The organism is Kitasatospora sp. NPDC053057, assembly GCF_044546945.1.
Classification (GTDB): Bacteria; Actinomycetota; Actinomycetes; order Streptomycetales; family Streptomycetaceae; genus Kitasatospora.
This window is the reverse complement of the sequence record NZ_JBITZP010000016.1, coordinates 21,526-36,609: the sequence shown is the minus strand read 5'-3', so window position 1 is coordinate 36,609 and position 15,084 is coordinate 21,526. Positions and strand designations below refer to the sequence as shown.

The window sequence follows — 15,084 nt, the reverse complement described above, 5'->3', positions numbered from 1 at the left end:
CGAGGAACTCGTGCGGCGCGGGCACCAGGTGGTGTACCCGGGGTGCAGTGCTTCCCCCACCTCGCCTCGAACGACACGTATTCGCTGGACCGGCAGTTGACCGCGGGAATCGACGCGGACGGTCCGGCATTCGCCTCGCTCGCCGCCGACTGCGCGGCCTTCTCCAGCGAGTACGGCGTCCCGTTCGGCCTCGCCGACACCATGACGGTGGCGGACGGGCTCAACCTGGTGTTCGTTCCGCGGGAGTTCCGGCCCGCGGCCGACAGCTTCGACGAACGCTTCCACTTCGTCGGCCCGTCGATGGGGTCGCGCGAGCAGACCGAGTCGTGGTCGCCGCGCGACCCGGACGCACCACTGCTGTACGTCTCACTGGGCACCGTGGTCGACGGGCCCCCGGGTTTCTACCGCGCCTGCGTGGCCGCCGTCGCCGACCGGCCGTGGCAGGTGGCGCTGAGCGTGGGCGGGGCCGCACGCGCCGCGTTGGGTGCCGTCCCGGGCCGGATGGAGGTGCGGTCGCGGTTCCCGCAGCTCGCGGTGCTCCGCCGGGCCAGTGCGTTCGTGTCGCATGCCGGGATGAACTCGGTGATGGAGGCGCTGACTTACGGGGTCGGCATCGTGGCCGTCCCCCGGACGCCCGAGCAGGCCGCCAACGCCGGGCGTCTGGTGGAGCTCGGGCTGGGCGAGCGCCTGGACGCGGCAACGGAGAGCGCCGGAGCGCTACGGGCGGCGATCGACCGGGTCGCCTCGGATCCGGGTCCGCCGCGCCGCTGCCGCTGCTGCCGCTGCTGCGCCTCTGACCACTTTGGCGACCGGCCGCCTGACCAGGCATGATCGGGGCATGGTCGAACGAGTCATTGCAGCGTGTGACGGAGCAGCCAAGGGCAACCCGGGTCCGGCGGCCTGGGCCTACGTGGTGGCGGACGGCGCCGGGGTGCCCCAGCGCTGGGAGGCCGGGCCGCTCGGGCACAGCACCAACAACATCGGCGAGCTGACGGCGCTTCAGCAGCTGCTGTCCGCCACCGACCCGGCCGTCCCGCTGGAGGTGCGGCTCGACAGCACCTACACCCGCGACTCGGTCACCAAGTGGCTCAAGGGCTGGAAGCGCAACGGCTGGAAGACGGCCGCGGGCAAGCCGGTGGCCAACCGCGAACTGATCCAGCGGATCGACGAACTCCTGGAGGGCCGGGACGTCACCTTCGTGTACGTCCCCGCCCACCAGGTCGACGGTGACCCGCTGAACGCCATCGCCGACAAGGCCGCCAGCGACGCCGCCCGCACCCAGCAGGCCGCCGCCGGGACGGCCGCCGACCTGCCCGTGCCCGACCCGGCCGCGGCCGCGAAGGCCCCCAAGGCCCCGAAGGCGCGCAGCGCCGGGTCCGCCACTACGAGCACCGCCAAGCGCAGCGGCGGCTCGCGCACCCTGAACGCCCGCTTCCCCGGCACGTGCCCGTGCAGCCGCCCGTACGGCAAGGGCGACAAGATCACCAAGGTGGGCAGCAGCTGGGGTCACCCGGAGTGCGCCGCCGCCCACGCCTGAACCCCACGCCTGAGCCCGAGCACGCCGCCGCCTGAGTACCCGTACTCAGGTGGCGGCTCCGCGCTGCGGTGGACGATACCGATCATGACGAAGAACGGGCAGAGCCGCCGGAAGGCCGTGCGGATCGGCATGCTCACGGCGGCCGCCGCGGGCGATGGTGCTCGGCATCACCGCCCCGACCCAGCTGCGCACCCACTGAACGGGCCGAACGGCTGAGTCCGGTGCCGCTCCCGCCCGTACAGAAGGGTGAGCGTGCCGGAGCGGAGGTGAGCGCGGTGATCGTGTCCGAGACCTCGGAGTTCCACGTCGGCGACCAGGTGTGGGTCTACCGCGACGCCTCCTTTGGCGCGGTCGAGAGCGCCGTCGTCCTGGACGCCCCGGCGGACGGCAGCCTCCGGCTGGAGTTCACCGACGGCCACCGCAGCCACCTGCGCCACGGCCGGGTCGAACTGCACCTGCGGGGCACGGAAGCAGTGTTGACATCACGTCAGGAAAGGGTTCCGTGACCCGCCTGCCGGCGCGCCCGCTGCCATCATGAACACGACTCCGGCGGTGGCGCCGGAAGCGGGCGTGAGGAGCGGGCGTGCGGGAAGCCGGTACGGGGATCGACCAGCCGAGGCAGCAGCCGGTGGCGATGGCGGACGAACAGGTCGGGTTGAACGGCGCGATCGCGGCCGCGCTGACCCGGGCGGTGGGGTCGATGCCCGCCCTGTATGTCGCCCTGGCCCTGGTCGGAGGCTGGATGGCGCTGGCGACCTGGGGGCCGCTGCGTGCGGTCGACCCGTACCCCTTCGGGTTCCTGCTGTTCCTCGACAACGTGGTCCAACTGGTGCTCTGCCTGGCGATCCTGGTCGGCCAGCGGGTGCTGGGCCAGGCCGCCGACCGCCGGTCGGTGCAGACGTACGAGAACGCCGAGGCGATCTTCGCCAAGGTCGCCGACCTCCAGGCACACCTGGACCGGCACGACCGGGCGCTCGGCCGCGGCGTCAGCCTGCTGGAGACCAGCGGCCACCCGTGGATCGAGCGGCACCGGGTGCAGCCGCCGCCGCAGGCGCTGGACCAGGCCACCGGGGTCAACGGGCGGATCGCCGCCTGGCTGACCGGGCGGCTGGGCAGCATGTGGGCGTTCTACCTGGCGGCCGGGACGCAGGTGGTGTGGATCGGCCTGTCCCGGCTGGGGCTGCAGACCTTCGACCCGTACCCGTTCGCCTTCGTGAGCTTCCTCTCGACTCTGGCCCAGCTGATCTTCATGATCGTGATCATGGTCGGCCAGGACGTGCTGGGCAAGGCCGGCGACCGCCGCGCCGAGCAGACCCTGCTGGACGCCGAGGCGGTGCTGCACGAGTGCGGCCGGATGAAGGCCCGGCTGGAGGCTCAGAGCCGGGTCATCGAGAGCCTGGCCGACTACACCAGCGCCCAGGTCACCCGGCACCTGGCCCGGGCCATCCACCAGAGCCGGGTGACGGCGGCGGTGGAGGACGGTGCGGAGCCGGGCAGCCGGCCGGCCCTGCTGCCGTGGGAGGAACTGCCTGAGGAACTGAGGGCGGCCAACCGGCGCCAGGCCCGGCAGCTCGGCGAACGCCTCGCCGCGGTCGGCTGCCTGATGGTGCCCACCTCCGAGCAGGTGGCCCCGGAGGCCGTCGGCGGCTTCGAGGACTTCACCGAGGAGGAGGCCGAGGTGCTGGCCCGGCTGGAGCACGAGCACGAGCACCGCTACGGGACGGGCGCCGAACCGGAGGTGCCCGTCCCCGGCCAGCGGGACGGCCGGGCGGAGTTCCTACCCTGGGAGGAGCTGTCCGACCGGGCCCGCGCCCGGACGGTGGAGTCGGTGCGCCGGATCCCCGCCGTGCTCGCCGACGTGGGCTTCCAGGTGGTGCGGATCGGCCGGGTCACCGACGGCGTGGGGGAGTTGGACTTCGCCGCCGAGGACTGGGCGGTGCTCGGCCGGGCGCTGATGGCCTCCGGCGTGCTGGTCGCCCTGGCCGAGGGCGTCGCCGACCCCGAGGAGGTCATCGCGATCGTCAAGCTGCTGCGCGAGGCCGGCACCACCCACCCGCGGCGCTTCGTCCGGGAGCTCGCGGCCGCCTCGACCTTCGACACCGGGCTGCGCCCCGACACCCGCTACGCCGAGTACCGTGGGCCCGCGTTGGAGACGATCAGGGCCGCCGCCCGGATCGTCGCCGAGCAGGCGCCGGACGAACTCGCCGAGTTCCGCGGCTTCCTGGTGGAGATCGCCACCGTGGTCGCCGACGCCAACGAGGAGGGCGGCTTCCTCGGCCTGGGCGCCCGCACCAGGGTGTCCAACGAGCTCGTGGCGATGGAGGCGGTCCGGGCGGCGAGCGACCCGGAGGCGCCGATGCCCGCGCGGGCCGAGGTCAGCCTGCGCAAGAGGAGTTGAACGGGCAGGAGTAGAACGGACAGGAGTCGAACGGACGCGACCGGCCGGTCGGTGCGTCAGGAGGGGATCGCCGTCAGGTCGACCGACGGCACCGCCTCCGGCTAGCCGCCCTTGGACGCTCCGTGTGCCGACTTCGCCCCGTCGGGCTGCGGCCCGGCGGGGCGCCCGAATCCAGGGGGACGGGGGTGTTCGAAGTGTCATCACCACCTGCTAACCTCAGCCGATTTCCCGCCACACCGAGTCGGCGGACAAGACGGGGTAAGAGGTACAGAAGACATGGCATTTCTCCGGGCCAAGCAGAAGGCCCAGGTCATCGAGAAGCTCTCGCAGGTGGCACCTCCCGGTGAGACCTTCATCGCCTGCGTGCACGCGGAGAGCGGGCCCAGCCCGTGGCTCGCCGCGGCGCTCGGTGAGATTCCGCTTGTCGGCCTGATCATCGTGCTGACCCGCAGGTACTACTTCCTGACGCTCACCAACAGCCACGTGGTGATCAACTCGGCCAACCGCTGGAACAACCGCCCCGGCGACGTCGTCGCGGCCTTCCCGCGGCACGCCTTCCCGGTCAACCGGGTCAAGCGGGCCAGCATCTGGAGCTCGATGTACGTCCAGATGCCGGGCAACAGCAGCCCGACGCGCCTGAACATCCACCGCATCTGGCGCGCCGAGATGGACCAGCTGAGCGCCGCCTTCCCGCCCGGGTCGATCGACCCGAGCTCGCAGCCGTTCGACACCCCGCAGGGCCAGGGCTACCCGATGCCGGGCCAGCCGATGCCGGGCCAGCCGGGTATCCCGCAGCAGCAGGGCTTCGGCGCGCCGCAGGGCCAGCCGTACCCGCCGCAGCAGCCGTACCCGGCCCCGCACGCGGCCCCGCAGGGCCAGCCGTACCCGGCGCCGCAGGCCTACCCGCCGGCCCAGCCGTACCCGGCGCAGCCGGGCGCCCAGGTGCCGCCGCAGGCCCAGCCGTACCCGCCGCAGGTCCCGAACGTGCCCTACCCGGGCCAGCAGGGCCAGCAGGGCTACCCGGGCCAGCGCTGACCGCGGTTCGGCCCCGGCTCCCCACCAGGGGAGCCGGGGCCGACGCCTTTCCGGGCCGGCGTCCGATCACCCGAAGTGGCCGGATGGTCACGTGCCGAGCCCGCCACCGGGCTCGGCGCGCTGGGAGCGGCGGACTCTGCCAGGCTGAGAGGGAAGCTACCTCGACCGAGGAGGCCCGCACCCATGTCAGCGCAGAAACCCGGGCCGTCCGGACGGCGGGCCCGCGTTGCCGCGCTCCGGGCCGCGGAGGCCCGTCACGCGCGGGCCCGGCGGTGGCTGGTGGGCGGCATGATCGGCCTGCTCGTGCTCGTCGTGGTCGGCGGGATCGCCGTCGTGATCGCCACCAATCAGGGCTCCACCACGCCCAGCGGCGTCCCCGCGAACCCGAGGACCACCGCCGAGGGCCGGACCACCCCACCGCCCTGGGACGCACCCGCCGACGTCGCCGCGGCGGTCAAGGCCGCCGGCCTGCCGATGCTCGGCGCCGAGGGCACGGCCCTGCACATCCACGCCCACCTCGACGTCTACGCCGACGGACAGGCCGTGACGGTGCCCGCGCTGGTCGGCATCGACGAGAGCGCCCAGCGGATCAGCCCGCTGCACACCCACGACACCACCGGCGTCATCCACGTCGAGTCGCCGGTGAGTGCCGACTTCACCCTGGGCCAGTTCCTGACCGAATGGCAGGTCTCCACCTCGGCCGACCACCTCGGCGGGCTGCACACCGACGCCACCCACAGCCTGACCGCGTACGTCGACGGCAAGGCGGTGACCGGCGACCCGGCGGCGATCCGGCTCAACGCCCACGACGAGATCGCCCTGGTCTACGGCACGGCGGCCGAGAACGCCACCGTGACGGTACCGAGCAGCTACAACTGGCCGGCCGGACTCTAGTCCGCGCCGAGCGTCGTCCACCCGTGCTTCCGGTAGCAGCCGGGGCCCTGGAAGCTGATCGTGTAGAGCAGGGCCGAGCGGCAGCCGCGCGCGCGGTCCTGCTCCTCGGCCCGCCGCCGGCTCAGGCCAGTTCGCGCATCCGGCGGATCGGGCTGGCCAGCAGGATCACCGGGCTCGCCACGCTGACGATCGCGACCAGCAGCAGTGCCGTGCGCGGTCCCCAGGCCGCGGCGGCGGCGCCGGCGGCGAGGGCGCCGACCGGGATGGCACCCCAGGAGACGAAGCGGACCGTGGCCATCACCCGGGAGAGCAGTTCCGGCGGGGTCTGGGTCTGCCGGTGAGTGCGGGTCACGATGCTGGTGACCACGACCCCGGCCGAGAACCCGGCGTTGCCGAGGGCGAAGACCAGCGTCCCCCAGCCGGATCCGGCCAGCGGCAGCAGCAGGGCGAAGACGGTGGACACAGCGGCCGCCCAGCGCAGCGCGGGGCCGCCACCAACCCGCCGCACCAGGCGGGGCGTGGCGGCCGCGCCGAGCAGGCTGCCGAGGCCACCGGTGGCCATCAGGGCGCCCACGGCGGCGGCCGGGGCGTCGAGGGTGCGGACCAGGAAGACCGGGGTGAGCGTCATCAGGCCGCCGCAGACGAAGTTCACGGCGGTGGCGTCGGCGACACAGGGCCGGATCACCGGGTGCCGGGCGACGAACCGCCAGCCCTCGCGGATCTGCTCGCGCATCCCGACACCGCCGGTCGGCCGGGCGGGCGGCTGTGCGGCCTGCGGGAGGCTGCCGAGCAGCGCCGCCGAGGCCAGGTAGCTGACCGAGTCCAGCAGCATGGAGGCCGCGCCGCCGACGAGCTGCACCAGTACGCCGCCCAGCGAGGGCCCGGCCAGGTCGGTGGCCGCGATGCTGCCGGAGACCAGGCTGTTGCGGGCGGTCAGCTGCTCCTTGGGGACGACGGTGGGCAGGAAGGTGGAGTTGCCGACGTCGAAGAGCACGCTGGCGAAGCCGACCAGCAGCGCCACCACGACGAGCTGCGGCAGGCCGAGCACGCCGAGGGCGGCCGCCAGCGGGATGGAGGCGACGGCGGCCGCGCGGATCAGGTCCATCGCGACCTGGGTGCCGCGCAGCGGGAGGCGCTGGACCAGGACGCCGGCCGGCAGTCCGATCAGCAGCCAGGCGACGTAGGCGGCGCCGGTGATCAGGCCGACCTCGAAGGCCGAGGCGTGCAGGGTGACCACCGCGATCAGCGGCAGCGCCACCGTGGTCACCTGGTCGCCGAGCCGGCTGACCGTCGAGGCCGTCCAGTAGCGCCAGAACGCCGCGGCCCCGCCGCCCCGGCGACGGCCGGGCCGTACCGCGTCCGTCGTTGCCGCCGTGTCCACCGTTTCCGTCGTCACGTCCACCCCTTCGTCACCGGTCCCCGCGGACCGAGTGAGTTCCTTTTGGGAACTCACTATAATGGGTGCTCATGCGGCACACGGAAGCGGCTGACCCCGACTGCGCGATCTCCCAGGCCCTGGCGGTGGTCGGGGACACCTGGACCCTGCTCCTGATCAGGGACGTCGCAGGCGGCACCCACCAGTTCGACGCCCTGCAGAGCGGACTCGGCATCAGCCGCAAGGTGCTCACCGAACGCCTCAAGGCGCTGGTCGCCGACGGCGTGCTGGAGAAGCGGCTCTACCACCCCCACCCGCCGCGCTACGAGTACCACCTGACGGACCGGGGCCGCGGCCTGCTGCCCGTACTGGTCGCCCTGCAGGACTGGGGCGGGCGCTACGTCCTGGGTGACGGCACGCTCACCGGCACCAGCACCCCCGGCTCCGCCGAGACCCGCCGGGTGCTGGCGCTCACCGGCCACCGGCTGCCCGCCCTGGAACTCGACGCCGCCTCCGGCGGACGCGCCGACCCGGTCGCCGTGGACCGCGCCTGGACGGTGCTCTACTGCTACCCGGGCGCCTACGCCCCGGGCGGCCTGGACTACCCGCCCGGCTGGGGGGAGGTCCCGGGCGCGCCCGGCTGCACCTTGGAGTCCTGCACCTACCGTGACCGGATGGGCGAGTTCGCCGCCCGCGACACCGCCGTCTACGGCGTCAGCACCCAACGCCCGGACCAGCTCAGGGCGTTCGCCGAACACGCGCGGATCCCGTTCCCGCTGCTCTCCGACGCCGGACTCGAACTCGCCGCCGCCCTACGGCTGCCCACCTTCCGCGCCGCCGGCGTCGAGCGCCTCAAGCGGCTCACCCTGGTCCTCGACGCCGGGCGCACCGTCCGCGGCGTGCTCTACCCGGTCACCGACCCGGCGGGCTCGGTCGAGGACGCCCTCGCCCTGCTCGACGGGCTGCGGGGCGAATGACGACGGGTGCGCCGGCCCCTCCGGGGGCCCCACGACCCGCCCAGGGCCAGTGACTCATGAGCGTTCTTTACGGCCGCCTTTACGGCCGCCCCGCCCGCGCAGGGAGCGGCGCGCCGCGCCGAAGGTGAGCGCGGCCCAGAGGACGGCCACCGCGCCCGTGACATAGACGCCGGCGCTGCGGAAGGAGAGGTTCTCGTCCAGGGTGGCCGGCGGTGCCCAGCCGTCCGGGTCGGCCAGCACCGTCGTGCTCCGGCCGACGGAGCTGCCCGAGCAGCCGATGCCCCCGATGGTGCCGTGCGGCAGCGGGTGGCCGTCCTCGCTCCGGATGCCGCAGGTCCAGCTCACCTTGCCCGTCTTGTCCTTGCCGCTGTGGGCCGAGGTGATCACGACCCGGGTGTCCACCCCGCGGTGGGCGATCAGCTGGGCGCGCAGGGCGGTCGTGGGGATCGCCAGGAGCAGCACGCCCAGGAAGACGGCCGGCCAGATCACCCACCCGGTACTGCGGATCATCATCAGTCCGACGACGGCCGCCATCAGCACCAGCACGGCGAGGATGGTGCAGGGGGCCTGGTAGTCCGGATTGGTGGCGAGCGCGAGCAGTCCGATGATCAGCAGCGGCGCGAGCAGCCCGACCAGAAGCGCCGTGCGGCGCACCGTGCGCGGCGCGAGCTGGATGTCCTTGCCGGAGCGCCGGCGGACCGGCTTCGACGGCCGGCGGACGCCCGCGGCGAGCGGTCGCTTCTGCTTCTTGTTCGGCCGCTTGGCCATGCTGCCCCCGGTTCGGTGGTGCTGTTCGTGCTCGCGACAGTGTGGCGGCAGCCCCCGCCCCGGGGAACCCCGGGGGTGCCCCCGATCTGCGGCGCCCGGCCGCCGCCCGCCGAGTCCCACACCGCCGAACGGGGCGGGGCGGTGTGGGGCGCATCACAGCTCCCGGGCCCGTTCGGGCTCCTACGATCGTGATCGCGGACGTCCGCCACGAGCCCGGCGCCCGCCCGTACCACCGCGATCCGGCCCGAGGAGAAGCGCACCTTGACCACCCCCACCGCCGCGCCCGACAGCTACTACCAGCGCACCGGCGAGCACAGCTACAAGCCGACCGCCCACGCGCAGGGCGCCTGGCACCCCGACGAGCAGCACTTCAGCCCGGTGGGCGGCCTGATCGCCCACGCGATCGACCACCACCGGGCCGACCGCCCCGCCGACGGCCTCGCCCTGGCCCGGATCAGCTACGACATACTCGGCCTGATCGCCCTGGACGAGCTGGAGATCGCGGTGGAGACCCTCCGCCCCGGCCGCACCATCGAGCTGGTGGAGGCGGTGGCCTCGGTCGGCGGCCGCGCCGTGGTCCGGGCCCGGGCCTGGTTCCTGGCCGAGCAGGACACCACCGCCGTGGCCGGCACCCACGACGAACGGCTGCCCGCGCCGCAGGAGTTCGAGCCGTGGGCGATGGGCGAGCAGTGGGGTGGCGGCTACATCGCCTCGGTCGAGGTCCGTCGCCGCTCCACCGCCCCCGGCCGCGCCGCCGCCTGGCTGTCCACCCCGCTGGAGATCGTCGCGGGGGAGCCGAGCAGTCCGCACGCGGCCTTCATCGCCCTGGTCGACACCGCCAACGGCATCGCCGTCCGGGAGCAGCCCACCGCGTGGATGTTCCCCAACACCGACCTGACCATCCACTTCCACCGCCGCCCCGACGGCCGCTGGACCGGTCTGAACACCAGTGTGAGCTTCGGCCCGTCCGGCCACGGGGTCACCAGCACCGTGCTGCACGACGTCCACGGGCCGGTCGGCCGGGCCGAGCAGATCCTCACCGTCCGCCAGCTGAACGGCAGTTGACGGATCAGGCGGCGCCACCCCGAGCAAGGGGCGGCGCCGTCGCGGAGTGCGTTCGGCGATACCGGCTCAGCCCGGCAGCGAGTCCATGAAGGAGCTCACCGAGAACACCGCCTTGCCCGGCCCGGCCGGACCGTAGCCGGGCGGGGAGGAGAGGCCGAACTCCTCCAGGGTGGCCCGGTAGGTCTGCAGCAGCCGGATGTGGTACTCCAGCGGCGCGCCCTGGGGGTTGGCCTTGCCCAGCGGGGTGGTGGGCTCGGGGCACCAGGTGGTGAAGCGCGGCACCACGCCGTGGGACATGAAGAAGCGCAGCCCCTCCCGGGTGGAGGCGATCGCCTCGTCGACCGTGGTGAACCCGAAGGGCTCGGCCATCTCCACGCCCGCCACGAAGTTGGGGATCACGTTCTCCGCGCCGAACACCTCGGTGGAGTCGAGGATCCGGCGGTGCCACTCGTCCCGGCCGACGTAGCGCTCCTTGCCGGGGCAGTAGAGCTCGAACAGCCGCTTGTCCCACACCTCGAAGTTGGGGTGGTAGATCTTCACGCCGTAGTCGTGGAAGCGCTGGACGTCGTCGCGCGGCAGCGCCTGGGCGACCACCTTGCCGATCCAGCGGCCGGGGAAGCGCTCCTCGATGGCCTTGGCGTACTGGCCGTAGAAGTCCGCCTCGTCCCGCCCGCCGACCTGCGAGGTGATCGCGCCGCCGGTGAGGGTGTACGCCCGGGAGGCCCGGGCGGTGTCGTGCCGGTCGATGATCTCCAGCGCCTCCAGTACCTCCTCGACCGGCTTGACGCCGGTGTACGGGCGGCCGGCGGCCTTGTGCTGGCGCCAGTTGTGGTTGATGTCGCAGTACTGGCACTCCTCCTTGGCGCCGAAGTACTGGCAGACCCGGAACACCGTGAGGTAGATCAGGTAACCCCACTGGATGGTCGGGGCGACCTCCATCACCGACTTCCCGTTGGCCAGGGTGTGCCGGTAGTAGTCGGGCATCGGCGGCAGTCCGACGTCGGCGATCCGCGCGCCGTCCAGGTAGAGGCCGAGCGAGCCGTCCTCGCCCGCGCGGACCCGGTACGGCGAGTCCGGGTTGACCCGCACCGACACCACCGTGCGGCGCAGCCCGTACGGCCCGCCGGTCAGCACGACCTCCTCCGGCGGCCGGTTCAGCGCGGCCGCGCCGAGCTCGGGCAGGGTGCGGTGGTCGAAGGAGAAGATGAAGTACGACTTCGGCTTGACCTCGCCGCCCCCGTCGGCGCCGGTGCTGCCGCTGAGGGCGGACTCGTCGAAGGCCATGCCGCCGCGCAGTAGGTCCTCCTTGATCACCGCCTCCCGGGGCACGTCGGGGAAGCGCTCCATGAGGTCCTCGACGACTGCGGTCCGGCTGCGGGCCTGGCTCTCCATGCGCTGCTCTTCCTTCCTGGCCCCGTTCCTCTCACGGCGCTGCGCCCATTCTTCTCCCCCTTACGCAGGCGGAGCGGACAGGCCCGCCCGGCGGCCGTGGTCGGGCGTCGATCCGGTCATCCGCAATCGAACGGCCCCTGCCATGGGCGGTGGAACGCCGTCGGGCGAACCGGGACGCGGTGAGGTGACCGGGTTGACGCGGCGCCGGGGCACGGCAGGTCGACAGGTTCGGGGTCGTTAGCGCCGAACGGCGGGGTCGACCGATGCATGACGGGGGCACGGCCAAACGCCGTCAGTACGAACGTTCACCCTATCGGGTGTAGATGATCGTCCGTTGCGATCCGGAACGCGCCTTCGCGCCTACGGTTGGGAAGCGAGCGAGACGGGGCCCGCGGCGTGGAGTTCCCCATCGCGGCGGGCGGAATGGCGATCCGTCACATCATGCGATCCCTCTCAGAGGAGGCTCCATGCCCCTGTGTACCAGAACGGGCACCCCACCCGGGCCCGCACCCGCCCCGGCGGTGGGCCCATGAGCTCCCCGGTGATGGAACGGATCCTCCGCGGTCCGACCGGACTGGGCACCTCCGGGCTGCAGTTGAGGCCGCAGGTCCCGGCGCCGGAGGCTGCCGGACCGGCGGTTCAGGCGCCGGAGGTCCCCGCCCCCGAGGTCTCGACTGCGGAGACCGTGGAGACCGCGGTGGCCGAGACCACGGTGGTCGAGGTCGTGACACTGGAGGCCGTCGCGGCCAAGGCGGCGACGCTCGGGGCGGCGCTCCCGGACGTCCAGCTGCCGTCCCTGCCCGCACCGTCCCTGCCTGCGCCCTCCTTGCCCGCACCGTCCCTGCCCGTGCCCTCCCTGCCTGTGCCCGCCCTCCCCGTCGCGCTGACCGTGCCGCAGGCCGCCGCGGCGCCGAGCGGCGGGAAACCGAAGCTCGGCGACCCGATCCCCGGTCTCTACCACCACCCGATCGCCGAGCCCGACCCGGCCCGGGTGGAGGCGCTCAGCCTGAAGATCAAGGCCTGGGCGATCGACGAGATCGAGCTCTACCCGCCGGAGTGGGAGAAGGACTTCGACGGGTTCTCCACCGGGCGCTACATGGTGGCCTGCCACCCCGACGCGCCGAGCGTCGACCACCTGATGCTCGCCGCCCGCCTGATGGTCGCCGAGAACGCGGTGGACGACTGCTACTGCGAGGACCTCGGCGGCTCACCGATCGGCCTGGGCAGCCGCCTGCTGCTCGCCCACACCGCGCTGGACCCGCTGCACACCACCCCGGAGTACCACCCGGCCTGGGAGGCCTCGCTCTCCGAGGACGCCCCCCGGCGCTCGTACCGCTCGGCGATGGACTACTTCGTCCGCGCCTCCACGCCCTCCCAGTCGGACCGCTTCCGGCACGACATGGCGCGGCTGCACATGGGATACCTGGCCGAGGCCGCCTGGGCCGAGACCGACCACGTCCCGGAGGTGTGGGAGTACCTGGCGATGCGCCAGTTCAACAACTTCCGTCCGTGCCCGACGATCACCGACACCGTGGGTGGCTACGAGCTGCCCGCCGAGCTGCACGCGCTGCCCGCCATGCAGCGGGTGATCGCCCTGGCCGGCAACGCCACCACGATCGTCAACGACCTGTACTCGTACACCAAGGAGCTCTCCAGCCCCGGGCTCCACCTGAACCTGCCGGTGGTGATCTCCGAGCGTGAGGGCGTCTCGCGCAAGGAGGGCTACCTGAAGGCGGTCGAGGTCCACAACGACCTGATGCACGCCTTCGAAGCCGAGTCGGCCGCGCTGGCCCTCGCCTGTCCGGTGCCGACCCTGGTGCGGTTCCTGCGCGGGGTGGCCGCGTGGCTCGACGGCAACCACTACTGGCACCAGACCAACACCCACCGTTACAGCCTGCCCGACTTCTGGTAACCGCCAGGCCCGGAAGTCACTCATTGTCCGATAACCATCCGTGAGAATCCTGGAGTTGACCCCCCATGTCCCTGACCGACGACATCACCACCTCCGGCAGCGCCATCCCCGGCCCGGCGACTCCGTACCAGGGCGACATCGCGCGCTACTGGGACCACGAGGCACGCCCGGTCAACCTTCGCCTGGGCGACGTCGACGGCCTGTACCACCACCACTACGGCATCGGCGAGATCGACCAGGCGGCGATCGGCGACCTGGCCGACAGCGAGCGCGAGAAGAAGGTCATCGCCGAGCTGCACCGCCTGGAGTCCGCCCAGACCGACGTCCTGCTCGACCACCTCGGCGACATCAGGGCCGAGTCCACTCTGCTCGACGCGGGTTGCGGCCGTGGTGGCTCGATGGTCATGGCCCACCAGCGCTTCGGCTGCCGGGTCGAGGGCCTGACCCTCTCCACCCAGCAGGCCGACTTCGGCAACAAGCGTGCCGCCGAGCTGGGCATCGGCGAGTTCGTCCGCTCCCGGGTCGCCAACATGCTGGACATGCCCCTGGAGAACGGCTCGGTCGCGGGCTCCTGGAACAACGAGTCCAGCATGTACGTCGACCTGCACGACCTGTTCGCCGAGCACTCCCGGGTGCTGGCGGTCGGCGGCCGGTACGTGACCATCACAGGCTGCTGGAACCCGAAGTACGGCCAGCCGTCGAAGTGGGTCTCGCAGATCAACGCGCACTTCGAGTGCAACATCCACTCCCGCCGCGAGTACCTGCGGGCGATGGCCGACAACCGCCTGGTGCCGCAGGCCGTCATCGACCTCACCCCGGACACCCTGCCCTACTGGGAGCTGCGGAACACCACCTCGCTGGTCACCGGTATCGAGGAGGCGTTCATCGAGTCCTACAAGGACGGCTCCTTCCAGTACGTGCTGATCGCGGCCGACCGGGTCTGACCGGATGCCGGACCGACGGGCGGCCTCCCCGCGTGGGTGCGGGGAGGCCGCCCGTTGGCCGTTACTTGCGTACTTGCGTCCGTCGGCCGTCACGTGGTGCTGGGGCGGGTGAAGGTGAGGTGGGTGACGCCGCTCGGGCTGGCCACCACCTCGGTGTCGAAGCGCTGCTCCAGCCCTTCGAGCCCGTCCCAGAGCGACTCGCCCCGCCCGAGCACCACCGGCACCACGACCACGTGCAGGTGGTCGATCAAGTCGGCCTCCAGGAAGGCCCGGACGGTGCGCGGGCCGCCGCCGATCCGGACGTCCTTGCCGCCGGCCGCCTCCCGGGCCTGCCGCAGGGCCTCCTCGGGGGTGGCGTCGATGAAGTGGAAGACCGTCCCGCCCTCCATCTCCAGGCTGGGGCGCGGGTGGTGGGTGAGCACGAAGACCGGGGTGTGGAACGGCGGGTTCGGCCCCCACCAGCCCTTCCAGTCCTCGTCCTGCCAGGGCCCGCGCTGCGGGCCGAACTTGTTGCGGCCCATGATCTCCGCGCCGATGTCGTCGCCCCAGGTGCGGGCCATCGCGTCGTCCACCCCGGTGTCGCCGCCCTCCTTGCCCTGCATCCGCCGGAAGGTACGGGTGCCGAAGAACCACCTGTGCAGCCGGTCGGTGGCGTGCCCGAAGGGGCTCTCCAGGCTCTGGCCCTCGCCGGTGCCGTAGCCGTCGAGGGAGATCGAGAAGTTGTGGACCCGGACCAGGGACATGGTGCTGCCTCCACTGCTCTCCGTTGTCTGCGGCTGCTCGCGGC

14 protein-coding genes are annotated in these 15,084 nt (G+C 72.8%); 10 read left to right on the top strand and 4 right to left on the bottom strand.

Features of this window, described 5'->3' with window-relative positions; all coding sequences use genetic code 11:
• Positions 1 to 96: 96 nt before the first annotated feature.
• The 6 genes from ACIG5E_RS18530 to ACIG5E_RS18505 all read left to right on the top strand — a co-directional run bounded on the left by ACIG5E_RS18530 (position 97) and on the right by ACIG5E_RS18505 (position 5,864).
• Positions 97 to 831 carry a nucleotide disphospho-sugar-binding domain-containing protein gene (locus ACIG5E_RS18530; RefSeq protein ID WP_396534492.1) on the top strand — a complete coding sequence of 245 codons (735 nt, stop codon included), beginning with the start codon at positions 97 to 99 and terminating at the stop codon, positions 829 to 831.
• Between the two features lie 7 nt (positions 832 to 838).
• The gene (locus ACIG5E_RS18525; RefSeq protein WP_396534491.1) at positions 839 to 1,537 is read left to right on the top strand and encodes a ribonuclease H; all 699 of its coding nucleotides are present in this window, start codon (positions 839 to 841) and stop codon (positions 1,535 to 1,537) included.
• A gap of 275 nt (positions 1,538 to 1,812) precedes the next feature.
• Positions 1,813 to 2,043 carry a hypothetical protein gene (locus tag ACIG5E_RS18520; protein WP_396534490.1) on the top strand — a complete coding sequence of 77 codons (231 nt, stop codon included), beginning with the start codon at positions 1,813 to 1,815 and terminating at the stop codon, positions 2,041 to 2,043.
• Between the two features lie 77 nt (positions 2,044 to 2,120).
• Positions 2,121 to 3,935, top strand: coding sequence for a DUF1003 domain-containing protein (locus ACIG5E_RS18515; protein ID WP_396534489.1), 1,815 nt, complete (start codon positions 2,121 to 2,123; stop codon positions 3,933 to 3,935).
• Positions 3,936 to 4,211: 276 nt separating this feature from the next.
• Entirely contained in the window at positions 4,212 to 4,970 is a 759-nt protein-coding gene (locus ACIG5E_RS18510; protein ID WP_396534488.1) for a hypothetical protein, read from the top strand.
• A 183-nt stretch (positions 4,971 to 5,153) separates the two neighbouring features.
• Positions 5,154 to 5,864: a hypothetical protein gene (locus ACIG5E_RS18505; RefSeq protein WP_396534487.1), complete on the top strand. Its 711-nt coding sequence runs from the start codon at positions 5,154 to 5,156 to the stop codon at positions 5,862 to 5,864.
• A gap of 121 nt (positions 5,865 to 5,985) precedes the next feature.
• Here the strand turns inward: ACIG5E_RS18505 and ACIG5E_RS18500 are convergent, their stop codons facing one another.
• Positions 5,986 to 7,260, bottom strand: coding sequence for an MFS transporter (locus ACIG5E_RS18500; RefSeq protein ID WP_396534486.1), 1,275 nt, complete (start codon positions 7,258 to 7,260; stop codon positions 5,986 to 5,988).
• Between the two features lie 71 nt (positions 7,261 to 7,331).
• On the opposite strand from ACIG5E_RS18500, the gene ACIG5E_RS18495 reads away from it, so the two are divergent.
• Positions 7,332 to 8,216, top strand: coding sequence for a winged helix-turn-helix transcriptional regulator (locus ACIG5E_RS18495; RefSeq protein WP_396534485.1), 885 nt, complete (start codon positions 7,332 to 7,334; stop codon positions 8,214 to 8,216).
• 54 nt (positions 8,217 to 8,270) lie between these two features.
• Here the strand turns inward: ACIG5E_RS18495 and ACIG5E_RS18490 are convergent, their stop codons facing one another.
• Positions 8,271 to 8,984: a hypothetical protein gene (locus ACIG5E_RS18490; protein WP_396534484.1), complete on the bottom strand. Its 714-nt coding sequence runs from the start codon at positions 8,982 to 8,984 to the stop codon at positions 8,271 to 8,273.
• A 261-nt stretch (positions 8,985 to 9,245) separates the two neighbouring features.
• On the opposite strand from ACIG5E_RS18490, the gene ACIG5E_RS18485 reads away from it, so the two are divergent.
• On the top strand, positions 9,246 to 10,049 hold the full coding sequence (locus ACIG5E_RS18485; protein WP_396534483.1) for a thioesterase family protein: 804 nt from the start codon (positions 9,246 to 9,248) through the stop codon (positions 10,047 to 10,049).
• 66 nt (positions 10,050 to 10,115) lie between these two features.
• Here ACIG5E_RS18485 and ACIG5E_RS18480 read toward each other — a convergent pair whose 3' ends face one another.
• Complete coding sequence (locus ACIG5E_RS18480) at positions 10,116 to 11,441, bottom strand: radical SAM protein (RefSeq protein ID WP_396534482.1); 1,326 nt, start codon at positions 11,439 to 11,441, stop codon at positions 10,116 to 10,118.
• Between the two features lie 529 nt (positions 11,442 to 11,970).
• Between ACIG5E_RS18480 and ACIG5E_RS18475 the strand changes: the two genes are divergently transcribed.
• Both ACIG5E_RS18475 and ACIG5E_RS18470 read left to right on the top strand, forming a co-directional pair.
• Positions 11,971 to 13,353, top strand: a complete 1,383-nt coding sequence (locus ACIG5E_RS18475; RefSeq protein ID WP_396534481.1) for a family 2 encapsulin nanocompartment cargo protein terpene cyclase — start codon at positions 11,971 to 11,973, stop codon at positions 13,351 to 13,353.
• Positions 13,354 to 13,418: 65 nt separating this feature from the next.
• The gene (locus ACIG5E_RS18470) at positions 13,419 to 14,297 is read left to right on the top strand and encodes a geranyl diphosphate 2-C-methyltransferase (RefSeq protein WP_396534480.1); all 879 of its coding nucleotides are present in this window, start codon (positions 13,419 to 13,421) and stop codon (positions 14,295 to 14,297) included.
• A gap of 89 nt (positions 14,298 to 14,386) precedes the next feature.
• Here ACIG5E_RS18470 and ACIG5E_RS18465 read toward each other — a convergent pair whose 3' ends face one another.
• The gene (locus ACIG5E_RS18465) at positions 14,387 to 15,040 is read right to left on the bottom strand and encodes a dihydrofolate reductase family protein (RefSeq protein WP_396534479.1); all 654 of its coding nucleotides are present in this window, start codon (positions 15,038 to 15,040) and stop codon (positions 14,387 to 14,389) included.
• Between the last annotated feature and the right edge of the window lie 44 nt (positions 15,041 to 15,084).

Bases quoted from the DNA above. Each gene is read 5' to 3' on its own strand.
- ACIG5E_RS18525 (WP_396534491.1), top strand. From the start codon at position 839: ATGGTCGAACGAGTCATTGCAGCGTGTGACGGAGCAGCCAAGGGCAAC.
- ACIG5E_RS18510 (WP_396534488.1), top strand. From the start codon at position 4,212: ATGGCATTTCTCCGGGCCAAGCAGAAGGCCCAGGTCATCGAGAAGCTC.
- ACIG5E_RS18505 (WP_396534487.1), top strand. From the start codon at position 5,154: ATGTCAGCGCAGAAACCCGGGCCGTCCGGACGGCGGGCCCGCGTTGCC.
- ACIG5E_RS18495 (WP_396534485.1), top strand. From the start codon at position 7,332: ATGCGGCACACGGAAGCGGCTGACCCCGACTGCGCGATCTCCCAGGCC.
- ACIG5E_RS18490 (WP_396534484.1), bottom strand. From the start codon at position 8,984: ATGGCCAAGCGGCCGAACAAGAAGCAGAAGCGACCGCTCGCCGCGGGC.
- ACIG5E_RS18480 (WP_396534482.1), bottom strand. From the start codon at position 11,441: ATGGAGAGCCAGGCCCGCAGCCGGACCGCAGTCGTCGAGGACCTCATG.
- ACIG5E_RS18475 (WP_396534481.1), top strand. From the start codon at position 11,971: ATGAGCTCCCCGGTGATGGAACGGATCCTCCGCGGTCCGACCGGACTG.
- ACIG5E_RS18470 (WP_396534480.1), top strand. From the start codon at position 13,419: ATGTCCCTGACCGACGACATCACCACCTCCGGCAGCGCCATCCCCGGC.
- ACIG5E_RS18465 (WP_396534479.1), bottom strand. From the start codon at position 15,040: ATGTCCCTGGTCCGGGTCCACAACTTCTCGATCTCCCTCGACGGCTAC.